10 protein-coding genes are annotated in these 13584 nt (G+C 71.3%); 6 read left to right on the top strand and 4 right to left on the bottom strand.

Annotation, left to right across the window (positions count from 1 at the left end; translation table 11 throughout):
• Positions 1 to 197 precede the first annotated feature (197 nt).
• The 5 genes from ACIBAE_RS28355 (at position 198) to hemB (ending at position 6202) form a co-directional block, all read left to right on the top strand.
• Positions 198 to 974: a redox-sensing transcriptional repressor Rex gene (locus ACIBAE_RS28355; RefSeq protein ID WP_399290847.1), complete on the top strand. Its 777-nt coding sequence runs from the start codon at positions 198 to 200 to the stop codon at positions 972 to 974.
• The gene (locus ACIBAE_RS28360; RefSeq protein ID WP_399290850.1) at positions 971 to 2326 is read left to right on the top strand and encodes a glutamyl-tRNA reductase; all 1356 of its coding nucleotides are present in this window, start codon (positions 971 to 973) and stop codon (positions 2324 to 2326) included. The genes ACIBAE_RS28355 and ACIBAE_RS28360 overlap by 4 nt, the downstream gene beginning before the upstream one ends.
• Entirely contained in the window at positions 2323 to 3300 is a 978-nt protein-coding gene (gene hemC, locus ACIBAE_RS28365) for a hydroxymethylbilane synthase (RefSeq protein WP_399290853.1), read from the top strand. The genes ACIBAE_RS28360 and hemC overlap by 4 nt, the downstream gene beginning before the upstream one ends.
• Complete coding sequence (locus ACIBAE_RS28370; protein ID WP_399290856.1) at positions 3297 to 4955, top strand: uroporphyrinogen-III synthase; 1659 nt, start codon at positions 3297 to 3299, stop codon at positions 4953 to 4955. The genes hemC and ACIBAE_RS28370 overlap by 4 nt, the downstream gene beginning before the upstream one ends.
• Before the next feature lie 251 nt (positions 4956 to 5206).
• Positions 5207 to 6202 carry a porphobilinogen synthase gene (gene hemB, locus ACIBAE_RS28375; protein ID WP_399290923.1) on the top strand — a complete coding sequence of 332 codons (996 nt, stop codon included), beginning with the start codon at positions 5207 to 5209 and terminating at the stop codon, positions 6200 to 6202.
• A gap of 104 nt (positions 6203 to 6306) precedes the next feature.
• On the opposite strand, the gene argS is transcribed toward hemB, so the two are convergent.
• Positions 6307 to 8100 carry an arginine--tRNA ligase gene (argS, locus tag ACIBAE_RS28380; RefSeq protein WP_399290859.1) on the bottom strand — a complete coding sequence of 598 codons (1794 nt, stop codon included), beginning with the start codon at positions 8098 to 8100 and terminating at the stop codon, positions 6307 to 6309.
• 147 nt (positions 8101 to 8247) lie between these two features.
• On the opposite strand from argS, the gene lysS reads away from it, so the two are divergent.
• Positions 8248 to 10014 (top strand): lysine--tRNA ligase, encoded by a 1767-nt coding sequence (lysS, locus tag ACIBAE_RS28385; RefSeq protein ID WP_399290861.1) that lies wholly within the window; start codon positions 8248 to 8250, stop codon positions 10012 to 10014.
• A gap of 158 nt (positions 10015 to 10172) precedes the next feature.
• On the opposite strand, the gene ACIBAE_RS28390 is transcribed toward lysS, so the two are convergent.
• The 3 genes from ACIBAE_RS28390 to ACIBAE_RS28400 all read right to left on the bottom strand — a co-directional run bounded on the left by ACIBAE_RS28390 (position 10173) and on the right by ACIBAE_RS28400 (position 13574).
• A complete protein-coding gene (locus ACIBAE_RS28390; RefSeq protein ID WP_399290863.1) occupies positions 10173 to 11600 on the bottom strand; it encodes a DUF2637 domain-containing protein in 1428 nt (475 codons plus the stop codon).
• Between the two features lie 121 nt (positions 11601 to 11721).
• Complete coding sequence (locus ACIBAE_RS28395) at positions 11722 to 12549, bottom strand: DUF3558 domain-containing protein (RefSeq protein WP_399290866.1); 828 nt, start codon at positions 12547 to 12549, stop codon at positions 11722 to 11724.
• Between the two features lie 134 nt (positions 12550 to 12683).
• Complete coding sequence (locus ACIBAE_RS28400; RefSeq protein ID WP_399290869.1) at positions 12684 to 13574, bottom strand: DUF3558 domain-containing protein; 891 nt, start codon at positions 13572 to 13574, stop codon at positions 12684 to 12686.
• Positions 13575 to 13584: the final 10 nt, after the last annotated feature.

A 13584-nucleotide genomic window follows, 5' to 3' on the forward strand; every position in this document is an offset into this window, starting at 1 on the left:
CCCCTTCGTGTGTGCAACGTGCTGATGCGGCCGCCGGTTCCGGGATCGTGGGATCGAGTCGCGTGACCCCGGTCACTTTGCTCGGACAAAGCGGACACAATCTTTGTGCACGCGTTCACAAAGACATAGCCTGCATTCGACGGGGCGGTCCTGGGACATACGGCCGCCTGCAGCCTCGCTCATCCCGCAGGAGCACCGTGGCAACTGGCCGAACTCACCGACCGGCGACCCGTAGCCGAGGAATCCCCGAAGCCACTGTCGCCCGACTTCCGCTGTACCTGCGGGCGCTGACCGCTCTTTCCGAGCGTTCGGTACCCACGGTCTCCTCCGAGGAACTCGCGACCGCGGCCGGGGTCAACTCCGCGAAGCTGCGCAAGGATTTCTCCTACCTCGGTTCCTACGGGACCCGCGGGGTCGGGTACGACGTGGAGTATCTCGTCTACCAGATCTCCCGCGAGCTGGGGCTCACGCAGGACTGGCCGGTCGTGATCGTCGGTATCGGTAATCTCGGCGCCGCGCTCGCCAATTACGGCGGGTTCGCGTCCCGTGGCTTCCGGGTCGCCGCCCTGATAGACGCGGACCCCGCGATGGCGGGCAAGCCGGTCGCCGGGATCCCTGTCCAGCACACGGACGAGCTGGAGAAGATCATCAGCGGCAACGGTGTCTCGATCGGGGTCATCGCGACCCCCGCGGGCGCCGCACAGCAGGTCTGCGACCGGCTGGTCGCCGCCGGTGTGACCTCGATCCTCAACTTCGCGCCGACCGTGCTCTCCGTGCCGGACGGTGTCGACGTGCGCAAGGTCGATCTCTCCATCGAGCTGCAGATCCTCGCCTTCCACGAGCAGCGCAAGGCCGGCGAGGAAGCGGCGGCCGAGGCCGCTCCGCCGGCTGTCGAGCGCGGCACCGGGGCGGACGGCTCCGCCGCGAGCGGGAAGGGACCCGAGGGCGACGTGCCCGCGGTGATGCCGGCATGAGCCTTCTGGTCGTCGGCCTGAGCCACCGCAGCGCGCCGGTGAGCGTGCTGGACCGCGCGTCGCTCTCCATCGACGCGCAGGTCAAGCTGTTGCAGGACTCGCTCGCCGCGGAGCCCGCGACCGAGGCCACCGTCCTCGCCACGTGCAACCGCATCGAGCTGTACGCCGACGTGGACAAGTTCCACGCCGGTGTCGCCGAGCTGTCCACGCTCCTCGCCCAGCACAGCGGGGTCGGCCTGGAGGAACTCACTCCCTATCTCTATGTGCACTACGAGGACCGGGCCGTCCACCACCTCTTCTCGGTGGCCTGCGGTCTGGACTCGATGGTCGTCGGAGAGGGCCAGATCCTCGGGCAGATCAAGGACGGGCTGGCGCTCGGCCAGGATCTCCACACCGCGGGCCGGCTCCTCAACGACCTCTTCCAGCAGGCGCTGCGGGTCGGCAAGCGGGCCCACAGCGAGACCGGCATCGACCGGGCCGGGCAGTCGCTCGTCACCTTCGGCCTGGAGCAGCTCGCCGCGGGCGCGGCCGTCGAGGCCTGGGCCAAGGGCAAGCGCGCGCTGGTGATCGGCGCCGGCTCGATGTCCTCGCTGGCCGCGGCGACACTCGCGCGTGCCGGGGTCGACGAGATCGTCGTCGCCAACCGCACGGCCGCCCGCGCCGACCGGCTCGTACAGATCCTCGACCAGCCGGGTGGCAGCGGGGTGAGCGCGCGGGCGGTGGAGATGGCCGCCGTCGGGGACGAGCTGACACGCGCCGATGTGGTCGTCTCCTGCACGGGCGCGACGGGTCTGGTGCTGACCGCCGACGCCGTCGAGGCCGGTCTGGAAGGGCGCACCGCCCCGCAGGCACTCCTCGACCTGGCCATGCCCCGTGACATCGACGCCGCCGTGCACCGCCTCGGCGGGGTCCGGCTCGTGGACATCGAGTCGCTCGCCGAGGCATCGGCCGACGCGCCGATGGCCGCCGACGTCGATCAGGTACGCACGATCGTCTCCGACGAGGTGGCCGCCTTCGGCGCCGCCCAGCGCGCCGCGCACATCACGCCGACCGTGGTCGCGCTGCGCGCCATGGCCGCCGACGTGGTGAGCAGCGAGGTCGCGCGCCTCGAAGGCCGCCTCCCCGACCTGGACGAGAAGCAGCGCGCCGAGATCACCAGGACGGTGCGCCGCGTCGTCGACAAGCTCCTGCACGCGCCCACCGTGCGGGTCAAGCAGCTGGCCAGCGAGCCCGGAGGCGCCGGATACGCGGACGCGCTGCGAGAACTCTTCGACCTCGACCCGCAGACGGTCGCCGCCGTCAGCCGGGCCGACCTGAATGACACCGACGGTGTAGGCAGAGGGCGGGTATGACCGAGAAGGTACTGAGGCCCGAGAAGGCTCTGAGGCTCGGGACCAGGCGCAGCAAGCTCGCCATGGCCCAGTCCGGGCAGGTGGCGCGAGCGGTGCGTGAGCTGACCGGGCGGCCGGTGGAACTGGTCGAGATCACCACGTACGGCGACACCTCCCGCGAGCATCTCGCGCAGATCGGCGGTACGGGCGTCTTCGTCACCGCGCTGCGCGACGCGCTGCTGAGTGGGGAGGTCGACTTCGCCGTGCACTCCCTCAAGGATCTGCCGACGGCGCAGCCCGAGGATCTGGTGCTGGCCGCCGTGCCGCGCCGCGAGGACCCGCGGGACGTCCTGGTCGCGCGGGACGGGCTCACCTTCGGGCAGTTGCCCGACGGTGCCCGGGTCGGTACGGGTTCGCCGCGCCGGATGGCGCAGCTGAACGCGTACGCACGGGACCACGGCCGCACCATCGAGACCGTCCCGATCCGCGGGAACATCGATACGCGGATCGGTTACGTCCACGGCGGGGAGCTCGACGCGGTCGTGCTGGCCGCCGCCGGGCTGCACCGCATCGGCAGGATCGGCGAGGTGACCGACTTCCTGTCGGTCGACACCGTTCTGCCCGCCCCCGGCCAGGGGGCTCTGGCTGTCGAGTGTGCCGCGGTCAACGTGGACCTCGCCGCTGTGCTCGCCGAGCTCGACGACCCGGACACCCGGGCCGCCGTGACCGCCGAGCGATCCCTGCTCGCCGCCCTGGAGGCCGGTTGCAGCGCACCTGTGGGTGCGTTGGCCGACCTGCTGGCCGACGGACAGGTTGTCAACGAAATGCGCCTGCGCGGCGTCGTCGGGACGACCGACGGTTCGACGCTTGTGCAGCTGTCCACCACCGGTCCCGTACCTACGTCGCATGGCGACGCCGTCGCGCTCGGTCGCGAACTCGCGTCCGAGATGCTCGCCAAGGGTGCGGCCGGTCTTATGGGGGAGCGAGAACTTTGAGCCCCAGCACCTCTGACCTTCCGGCCTACTCCGCATCGGGGCACGTCACCTTCCTCGGTGCCGGACCCGGAGATCCGGGTCTGCTGACACTGCGCGCCGTCGAGGCGCTCGCGGGGGCTGATGTACTGATCGCCGAGCCGCATGTGCTCGATGTCGTGCTGAGCCACGCCAGGGCGGGTGTGAGCACGCCTGCGCTGACGGTTGTTGACGATGCGTCAGCGGCCGCCGGGATCCCTGCGATCCGGGATGCGGCCAATCTTGTCATGGAGGCCGCGCGGAGCGGCAAGCGGGTGGTCCGTGCGGTCTCCGGGGATCCGGGACTCGACGGCGACGCGGGCACGGAGATGCTGGAGTGCGCCACCGCGGGCATTCCCTTCGAGGTCGTTCCCGGTGTCGCCGCCGCGGTCGGTGTGCCGGCGTACGCCGGGGTGCCGCTGCGCGACGCGCAGGGTACGGACGTCCGTTTCGTGGACGCCAGGACCGCCAGCCAGCGCTGCTGGACCGAGGTCGGCGCGAGCGATGGCACGGTCGTCGTCTCCACCACCCTGGAGTCGGTCGCCGCCACCGCTGGTGAGCTGGTCGCGGCGGGCCGCAAGCCCGACACCCCGATGACCGTCACCGCGGCCGGTACGACCACGCGCCAGCGGACCTGGACGGCCACCCTCGGCACCATCGCGGTGACCCTCAAGCAGGCCAAGGTGCTGCCCTCGCCGGAGGGGCACCAGCCCGTCATAGCCGTGGTCGGTGAGCGCAGCTCCGCCGCCCAGCGCGACCAGCTCGCGTGGTTCGAGTCCAAGCCGCTGTTCGGCTGGAAGGTCCTGGTCCCGCGCACCCGGGAGCAGGCCGCCTCACTCTCCGACCAGCTCCGGTCGTACGGCGCGGTCCCGCACGAGGTCCCGACCATCGCGGTCGAGCCTCCCCGGACGCCCCAGCAGATGGAGCGCGCGGTCAAGGGCCTGGTCACGGGCCGCTACGAGTGGATCGCCTTCACGTCGGTCAACGCGGTGAAGGCGGTGCGGGAGAAGTTCGAGGAGTACGGGCTCGACGCCCGTGCCTTCGCCGGGATCAAGGTCGCCGCGGTGGGCGAGCAGACGGCCGCCGCGCTGGTCGACTTCGGTGTGAAGCCCGACCTCGTGCCGTCCGGTGAGCAGTCCGCCGCCGGGCTGCTGGAGGACTGGCCGCCGTACGACCCGGTCTTCGACCCGATCGACCGGGTGTTCCTGCCGCGCGCCGACATCGCCACCGAGACGCTGGTGGCGGGCCTGATCGAGCTGGGCTGGGAGGTCGACGACGTCACGGCATACCGCACCGTGCGCGCCTCGCCGCCGCCGGCCGACACCCGCGAGGCCATCAAGGGCGGCGGCTTCGACGCCGTGCTCTTCACCTCGTCGTCGACCGTGCGGAACCTGGTCGGGATCGCGGGCAAGCCGCACAACGTGACGGTGATCGCGTGTATCGGCCCCGCGACGGCGAAGACCGCCGAGGAGCACGGTCTGCGGGTCGATGTCCTCTCGCCGGAGCCGTCGGTCCACAAGCTGGCGGAGGCGCTCGCCGCGTTCGGCGCGGCGCGCCGTGAGGCGGCGAAGGGGGCGGGTGAGACGGTGACCCGTCCGAGCGAGCGCCGTCCCGGCAGCCGCAGGCGCCGCACGACCTGAGAGCGGAGCCGGCGCCGTGGTCCCGGCCGCCGCCCGGCCGGGACCCTTCCGCCGGGCGGCGGCCGGGTTCATGACCGGCCGGGTTCATGACCGGCCGGGTTCATGACCGGTCGGGTTCATGACCGGTCGGGAGCCGGGCCGAGCCGGCTCGTGGCCGGGCCGGTGCGCGGCCGAGGCTGTTGGGCCCCGGGCCGGCCGGGAGCCGGGCCGGGAACAAGAACGTACGACCTCACGACACAGAGGCGATGACGATGACTGAGTACGGTTCCTTCCCCGGTTCGCGGCCCCGGCGGCTGCGGGTGAATCCGGCGATGCGGCGGATGGTCGCCGAGACCCGGCCGCACCCGGCGGACCTGATCCTCCCCGCGTTCGTACGGGAGGGGATCAGTGAGCCCGTTCCCATCGCGACCATGCCCGGGGTCGTTCAGCACACCCTGGACACGCTGCGTAAGGCGGCGGCGGAGGCGGTCGCGGCCGGTGTTGCCGGGATCATGCTCTTCGGGGTTCCCGAGGAGGCCAGGAAGGACGCGGCCGGTACGGCGGGCACGGATCCGGACGGGATTCTCCAGGCCGGGATCCGCGCGGTGAAGGCCGAGGTCGGCGACGACCTGGTGATCATGTCCGACCTGTGCCTGGACGAGTACACGGACCACGGTCACTGCGGGGTGCTGGACGCGGCGGGGCGTGTCGACAACGACGCGACGCTGGAGCGGTATGCCGAGATGGCCCAGGTCCAGGCCGACGCGGGCGTCCATGTGGTGGGCCCGAGCGGCATGATGGACGGTCAGGTCGGGGTCGTACGGGACGCGCTGGACCAGACGGGCCATGAGGACGTGTCGATCCTGGCGTACACGGCGAAGTACTCCTCGGCGTTCTACGGGCCGTTCCGGGAGGCTGTCGGCTCGTCGCTGAGGGGTGACCGCAAGACCTACCAGCAGGACCCGGCCAACGCCCGGGAGGCGCTGCGGGAGCTGGCTCTCGACCTGGCGGAGGGCGCCGACATGGTGATGGTCAAGCCGGCGCTGCCGTACCTGGACATCCTGGCGCGTATCGCGGACGAGGCGGATGTGCCGGTCGCGGCCTATCAGATCTCCGGTGAGTACGCGATGGTGGAGGCGGCGGCCGAGAAGGGCTGGATCGACCGTGACGCGGCGATCCTGGAGACCCTGACCGGCATCAAGCGCGCGGGCGCGAGCATGATCCTCACGTACTGGGCGACGGAGGCGGCGGTGAAGCTCCGCCGCTGAGCTGAGGCTCCGCCGCTGAGCGGACGAAGACCTGACGGGTGGGGGGCACGTCTCCCCGCCCGGCGGTGGTGGGGAGACGTGCCCCCCACCACCCGGGACTTCGGTCAGAGGCGCTCGGGCGACCGGATGCCGAGCAGGGCCAGGCCCTGCTGGAGCGTGCGGGCCGTGATCTCGCAGAGGAAGAGGCGGTTCTCGACCACCTCGGCCGGGTTGTTCTCGTCCAGCACCTTGCACTGGTCGTAGAACGTCGTGAACAGCGACGACAGCTGGAAGAGGTACGCGGCCAGCTTGTGCGGCTCGTACGCCGTCGCCACCTCGGCCAGGACCTCGCCGAACTGGTCCGCGTGCAGACCCAGCGCCCGCTCGGCCGGAGCCAGTTCCAGCTCCGGGTGGGGGACCGGATTCGCGTCGCCCTTCCTGCGGAAGATGGACCGGGTGCGCGCGTACGCGTACTGGATGTAGACGGACGTGTCGCCGTTCAGCGAGACCATCTGGTCCAGGTCGAACTTGTAGTCCCGGGCGGCGGACGTGGACAGGTCCGCGTACTTCACCGCGCCGATGCCCACCTGCTTGCCGCGCTCGGCGATCTCCGCGTCGCTGAGGTCCCGCGCCTTCTCCCGTACGACCGCCGTCGCCCGCTCGACCGCTTCGTCGAGCAGGTCCACCAGCCGTACGGTCTCGCCCTCACGGGTCTTGAACGGCTTGCCGTCCTTGCCGAGGACCGTGCCGAAGGCGAGCTGGACGGCGCGGACCTCGTCGTTGAGCCAGCCGGCCCGGCGGGCGGTCTCGAAGACCATCTTGAAGTGCAGCGACTGCCGGGCGTCCACGACGTACACGATGCTCGTCGCGTCCAGGTTCTGGACCCGGTCGCGGATCGCGGAGAGGTCGGTGGCCGCGTAGCCGTAGCCGCCGTTGCTCTTCTTGACGATCAGCGGGACCGGATTGCCGTCGGGGCCCTTGACGTCGTCGAAGAAGACACAGAGGGCGCCCTCGGAGCGGACGGCGACGCCCGTCTCCTCCAGGATCCGGCAGGTCTCCTCAAGCATGTCGTTGTAGCCGGACTCGCCCACGACGTCGGGGTCGTGGATCTCCATGTCCAGCTGGTTGAAGACCGAGTAGAAGTAGATCTTCGACTCGTCGACGAAGCGCTGCCAGAGGGTGAGGGTCTCCTCGTCGCCCGCCTGGAGGGAGACGACCCGCTGGCGGGCCCGGGTCTTGAACTCCTCGTCGGAGTCGAAGAGCCCGCGCGAGGCCTTGTAGAGCCGGTTCAGGTTCGACATGGCGGTCTCGCCGTCGAGGGCCGTGCTGCCCTCGACGTGCGTGTCGTCCCCGGTGCCGCTCTCGTGGTCCAGCTCGTGCGGGTGCTCGATCAGGTACTGGATGAGCATGCCGAACTGGGTGCCCCAGTCGCCGATGTGGTGGCGCCTGATGACCTTCTCGCCCGTGAACTCCAGGATCTCGACCATCGCGGCGCCGATCACGGCGGACCGCAGGTGCCCGACGTGCATCTCCTTGGCCACGTTCGGCTGGGCGTAGTCGATGACCGTCGTACCGGGCCGCTCCGCGTACGGGACGCCGAGCCGGTCGTCGGCCACCCGGGCCGTGAGGGTCTCGATGATCGCCCGGTCCGTGACCGTGATGTTGAGGAAGCCGGGGCCGGAGACCTCAACGTCCTTGATCACGTCCTGGGTGGGGATGGCGGAGACGACCTGCGCGGCCAGCTCGCGCGGGTTGCCCTTGAGCTTCTTCGCGAGCGCCAGGATGCCGTTGGCCTGGAAGTCGGCCCGGTCGCTGCGTCGCAGCAGCGGGTCGACGGAACCGGCCTCCGGCAGGGTTGCCGAGAGGGCGTCCGCGATGCGCTGATCGACGGTCGAGGCGAGGGAAGTGACCGGGGCCATGGGCTGGGTGCCGTTCCTGTCGGGTGCGGGGGATCGGGCCCAGTATCCCACGGGGATCCGACGGGTCCCCAAACCGTTTTCGCATCGTCGGAGGGACCTGGGAGAATGGCGGTCGCCAGTTTTTTCCGGCGTACGAGGAAGAAGGATGTGCCGATCGTGGCTCAGAGCACCGAGACCGACTGGGTCTCTCGTTTCGCGGACGATGTCATCGCCGAGTCGGAGCGACGTGCGCCTGGCAAACCGGTCGTGGTGGCATCCGGACTGTCCCCTTCCGGGCCGATCCACCTGGGCAACCTCCGCGAGGTCATGACCCCGCACCTGGTCGCCGACGAGGTCCGCCGGCGGGGGTACGAGGTCAGGCACCTGATCTCCTGGGACGACTACGACCGGTACCGCAAGGTGCCGGCGGGCGTCCCCGGTGTGGACGGGTCCTGGGCCGAGCACATCGGCAAGCCGCTCACCTCGGTGCCCGCGCCCGCCGGGTCCGCGTATCCGAACTGGGCCGAGCACTTCAAGGCCGCGATGACCGCGTCGCTGGCCGAGCTGGGCGTCGAGTACGACGGGATCAGCCAGACCGCGCAGTACACGGCCGGGGTCTACCGCGAGCAGATCCTGCACGCGATGAAGCACCGCGCGGACATCGACGCGATCCTCGACCGGTACCGGACGAAGGACAAGGGCGACGGCACCGGAAGCACCGGGAAGCCGAAGACCGGCGCCAAGCCGCAGCAGAAGAAGGCCGAGGAGGCCGAGCTGGAGGCCGCCGAGGGCTCCGGCGCCGCCGCCGAGGACGACGGCGGCGGCGGTTCCGCCGGGTACTTCCCGTACAAGCCGTACTGCGGCGGCTGCGGCAAGGACCTGACGACCGTCACCTCGTACGACGACGGGACGACGGAGCTCGCCTACACCTGCGCGGCGTGCGGCTTCACCGAGACCGTGCTGCTGAGCGAGTTCAACCGCGGCAAGCTGGTCTGGAAGGTCGACTGGCCGATGCGCTGGGCGTACGAGGGCGTGATCTTCGAGCCCTCCGGCGTCGACCACTCCTCGCCCGGTTCGTCGTTCGTCGTGGGCGGCCAGATCGTGCGCGAGATCTTCGACGGTGTGCAGCCGATCGGCCCCATGTACGCCTTCGTGGGCATCTCCGGGATGGCGAAGATGTCGTCGAGCAAGGGCGGCGTGCCGACCCCCGCCGACGCGTTGAAGATCATGGAGGCGCCGCTGCTGCGCTGGCTGTACGCGCGGCGGAAGCCGAACCAGTCGTTCAAGATCGCCTTCGACCAGGAGATCCAGCGGCTGTACGACGAGTGGGACGCGCTGGAGCGCAAGATCGCCGACGGTTCCGTGCTGTCCGCCGACGCGGCCGCGTACGCCCGGGCCGTCGGCACGGCGGCCGGTGAGCTGCCGCGTACCGCGCGCCCGCTGCCGTACCGCACCCTGGCCTCGGTCGTGGACATCACGGCCGGCGCCGAGGAGCAGACGCTGCGGATCCTGAGCGAACTGGACCCGGCCCGCCCGCTCACCTCCCTGGACGAGGTCCGTCCCCGGCTCGACCGCGCCGAGAACTGGATCACCAGCCAGGTCCCGGCGGAAGCGCGGACGATCGTGCGCGCGGAGCCGGACCAGGAGCTGCTGGACTCGCTGGACGAGCAGGGTCGCGAGTCCCTGCGGCTGCTGCTGGAAGGTCTGGACAGCCACTGGTCGCTGGACGGGCTGACCACGCTCGTCTACGGCGTGCCGAAGACGCTGGCCGGTCTGGCGCCCGACGCCAAGCCGACGCCGGAGCTGAAGGTCGCGCAGCGGTCGTTCTTCGCGGTGCTCTACCAGCTGCTGGTCGGCCGGGACACCGGGCCGCGGCTTCCCACGCTGCTGCTGGCGGTGGGCGCGGACCGGGTGCGCAAGCTGCTCGGCGCCTGACCGGCCGGACCGGTGGCCTGAGCGGTGGCGCGACCGGGCGGTTCGTATCGCTGTTTCGTATTGCTGTGAGGGGTTCCCGTCCCGTCGACCCAGGTCGGCGCGGAGGGAGCCCTTCGGCGTCCGAGGCGGAAGATCCGCCAGGCGTTGCGGGAGGGCCCTCAGGCGATGTGCTCGTCCAGCTCCGCCTGGTAACGGAGCGGGAAGTCGCGCACGTAGGGCCGGAGCGCGCTGTCGCTCAGCGGGCCGCCGTTGCGGCCCGTGACGCCGTACAGGTCGAGCAGGTACAGGCCGAACTGGCGGGCGTTGGGGAAGCCGCTGTACTCGCTGATGTACTTCCGGAAGGCGCCGTAGTACGCCTCCTCCCGGGTGAGGTCGTCGGGCAGGCTCGGCGCCGGAAGGTCCTCGGGCTGTTCCTGCGCGGGGACGGGCGCCCCGGCCGGGTCGTCCTGCTGCTGGACCTGCTCCTGGGTGCGCTGGCCGGGCACTCCACCGAGCGGGCGGGAGCGGCCGGGGCCCGAGGGGATCCGTACCGGAGCGGGCTCCAGGCTCTCGGCGTACGTCGGGTTGTAACCGCCCTCGTACGCGCCCTCCGGCACCTTCGGCGCCGCGAACCACGGGCTGACCTGGCGGCGGGGGATTTCCTGCGCGGGGCCGTGCTGTACGTCGTCCCGTACCGGCTGCGGGGTCCCGTCCGGAGCCTGTCCCGGTGTCTCCGGCGGTCCCGGTACGCGCCCCGGTCCGTCGGCGGCCCGCGTCTGCTCGGGGCGGCGCTGGGCCGGTATCTGAGGGTGTGCCCGCTCCGCCGTCCCGCCCTGTCCCTGCGGGAGTTCGGCGACGGCGGGCGAGGCGGACGGCGCGGCCGGGGGTACGGGGGTGGGCGCGGGCGGCAGCAGCGCCGGCTCGACACCGGCGGCGGCCAGACCCGCGGCGGCCGTGTCCGCCAGCGGTACGCCGTACTTGGCGAGCCGGAGCGGCATGAGCGCCTCGACGGGCGCCTTGCGGCGCCAGTTGCGGCCGAACCGCGACTGGAGGCGGGCCTGGTAGATGAGCCGGTCCTGTTCGAGCTTGATGACCTGCTCGTACGACCGCAGTTCCCACAGCTTCATCCTGCGCCACAGCATGAACGTCGGGACGGGCGACAGCAGCCAGCGGGTGACCCGTACGCCCTCCATGTGCTTGTCGGCGGTGATGTCCGCGATCCGGCCGACCGCGTGGCGCGCCGCCTCGATGGAGACGATGAAGAGCAGCGGGATCACCGCGTGCATGCCGACGCCCAGCGGGTCCGGCCAGGCCGCCGCGCCGTTGAAGGCGATGGTCGCGGCCGTCAGGATCCATGCCGACTGGCGCAGCAGCGGGAAGGGGATGCGGATCCAGGTCAGGAGGAGGTCGAGCGCGAGCAGGACGCAGATGCCCGCGTCGATGCCGATCGGGAAGACCAGGGAGAACTCCCCGAAGCCCTTCTTCTCGGCGAGTTCGCGAACGGCGGCGTACGACCCCGTGAAACCGATCGCGGCGATGACCACCGCCCCGGCGACCACGACCCCGATCAGCATCCGGTGCGTGCGCGTCAACTCCATCGCTGCCACCCGTGATCCCCTCCCCGTATCCGACCCCGTACGCGACATCTGGCGGGCACAGCCTGGCACATGTGTGCGGATGGCGTGGCGGGGGGAGCGGCGGGGAGGTGGCAGGGAGGCGGTGGTGCGGCTATCCGGCGGTGGGGGTCCCGTCTGCGGAGGGCTTCCCGGAGGCGGGCTTGGTTCCCGTGGCGGGCGTCTCGGCGGCGGGCTTGGTTCCCGAGGCGGGCGTCTCGGCGGGCGTCTCGGCGGCGGGCTTCGCGGCGGGGACGCCGGTGACCGCGGCCAGCACTTCCCTGGCCGCCGTCACCGCTTTCTCCGTCAGAGCGGCACTGGTCGGGGCCTTGGCGCCGGCGTATCCGGTGCCGTTGTAGCTGAGGGTGAGGACGACGTTCTCCGTACGGGCCACGATTTTGACGTACGCGAAGTCCGCGTCGGTCTTCCTGAGGGTGTAGGTGATGGTCGTCGACCGGTCGCCGAGGCCGTTCGAGGCGGCCGCCTTCAGGTTCTTCGCGTCCGCCGTGCCCTGGACGGCCGCGACGGCTTCCGTGTAATTCTTCGCCGCGCGCTCGGCGCCGCTGCCGACGTTCGCGTCGGAGTCGTACCGTACGAGGGAGACATCGAGCCAGCGGTACTGCGAGCCCTTGACACCCTTGTCCTCCAGGCCGTTCCAGGAGCAGCTGGTGCGGGCGTTGGCGTCGCTGGAGTCGGCGCGCGTGCCCTTCTTCGCCTTCGTCTTCGGGACGAGCGAGCCGATCGTCTTGGAGCCGAGCGTCTCGCAGGCGTCGGGCAGCGCGCTGTACTTGGCGGGCGCGACGGTCGCGGACGGCTTGGCGGTCGGGGTGGCCTCCGCGTCGCTCTCGCCGTCGGAACCGGCCGAACAGCCGGCGGCGACGAGCATCACCGGAACGGCGGCGGAGGCGAGTATGCGGGTGAGTCGCGAGGCTGATCGGCGCATGGTTCTTCCGGGCTTCCTTCACTCAGCGGTCGTACGGTCCGATCGGCCACGGTAGCCGCCGCACGGGATCCGTGGGCCGTCGAACCGGAGCCCGGCCGCCGCCGGCGGGCCGTCCGGGGCGACGGCGCGAGCGGCTACGCGTTGAGCTGCTCGGCGAGCTTCCGGGCCAGTCCCCGTGCCTTTTCCTGCAGTTCCTTGCTGTCGGGGACCTCGTCGGAGTGCGCGGGCTGCTCGGTGTACCGGACGGTGACGATCACGTTCGATGTGCGGAACACCACGCTCACCGTGCGGTGCTGAGCGGCCGAACCGGAGCGGGCGAGGACATCGTTCAGGAAGGCGGCCTCGCCGAGGCCGTCCAGGAGGCGGGGCTCAAGTCCATCGGCGGCGGGAGTGCCGGAGGGCCCCTGGGCGGATTCCTGGGAAGCGTCGCCCGACCCGGTCGAGGGATCGGCTGAGGAACCGGCTGAGGAACCGGTCTGGGTGGCTGCTCCGCCCGTGCCGCCCGTGCCGCTCGCACCGGTTGTTCCGGTCGGGCCGGAGGCGGGGGGCGTGCTGCTGCCGGGCACCCCGGGCGACGGGAGAGAGGCCGCGCTCTGCTTCGTCGCGTAGACCTCCCGCGCACGGTCGTCGTCGCTCACGGCGGGGTCGTACGACACCACGCGTTCGAGGTCGACCTCCAGCTGGTGGGAGGCGTCGGGGGAATCGGCCTTCCAGCCGCAGCCGACGCGGCGGTCCGTGTCATAAGTGACGGACGGCCTGCCCGCGTACACCTCTTCCTGCTGCGCCTCGGGGAGCGAGGAGACCCCCGGCAGCAGGTCCTTGAGCGTGGCGCGCGGCACCGAACCGCAGGGCTCGCGGAGCGTGCGGTACTTGCCCGGCTGCGCGGCGGCGGGGGTGCTGGGGCTGCCCGGCTTGGTGTCCATGGCGGAGCCGACACCGTCACCGCCGGCCGAGCACCCCGCGGCCACCAGCGCGAGGAGCGCTGCCAGACCGGGTACGTACGCCTTGCGCGCCTTTCGCTGCACGGTCCCGGGC

Source organism: Streptomyces sp. NPDC051569 (genome assembly GCF_044454085.1).
Classification (GTDB): domain Bacteria; phylum Actinomycetota; class Actinomycetes; order Streptomycetales; family Streptomycetaceae; genus Streptomyces.

What these genes read in the sequence shown, in the direction of transcription:
- ACIBAE_RS28360 (WP_399290850.1), top strand. Translation starts at nt 971, where the DNA reads ATGAGCCTTCTGGTCGTCGGCCTGAGCCACCGCAGCGCGCCGGTGAGC.
- argS (WP_399290859.1), bottom strand. Translation starts at nt 8,100, where the DNA reads ATGGCCCCGGTCACTTCCCTCGCCTCGACCGTCGATCAGCGCATCGCG.
- hemC (WP_399290853.1), top strand. Translation starts at nt 2,323, where the DNA reads ATGACCGAGAAGGTACTGAGGCCCGAGAAGGCTCTGAGGCTCGGGACC.
- ACIBAE_RS28395 (WP_399290866.1), bottom strand. Translation starts at nt 12,549, where the DNA reads ATGCGCCGATCAGCCTCGCGACTCACCCGCATACTCGCCTCCGCCGCC.
- hemB (WP_399290923.1), top strand. Translation starts at nt 5,207, where the DNA reads ATGACTGAGTACGGTTCCTTCCCCGGTTCGCGGCCCCGGCGGCTGCGG.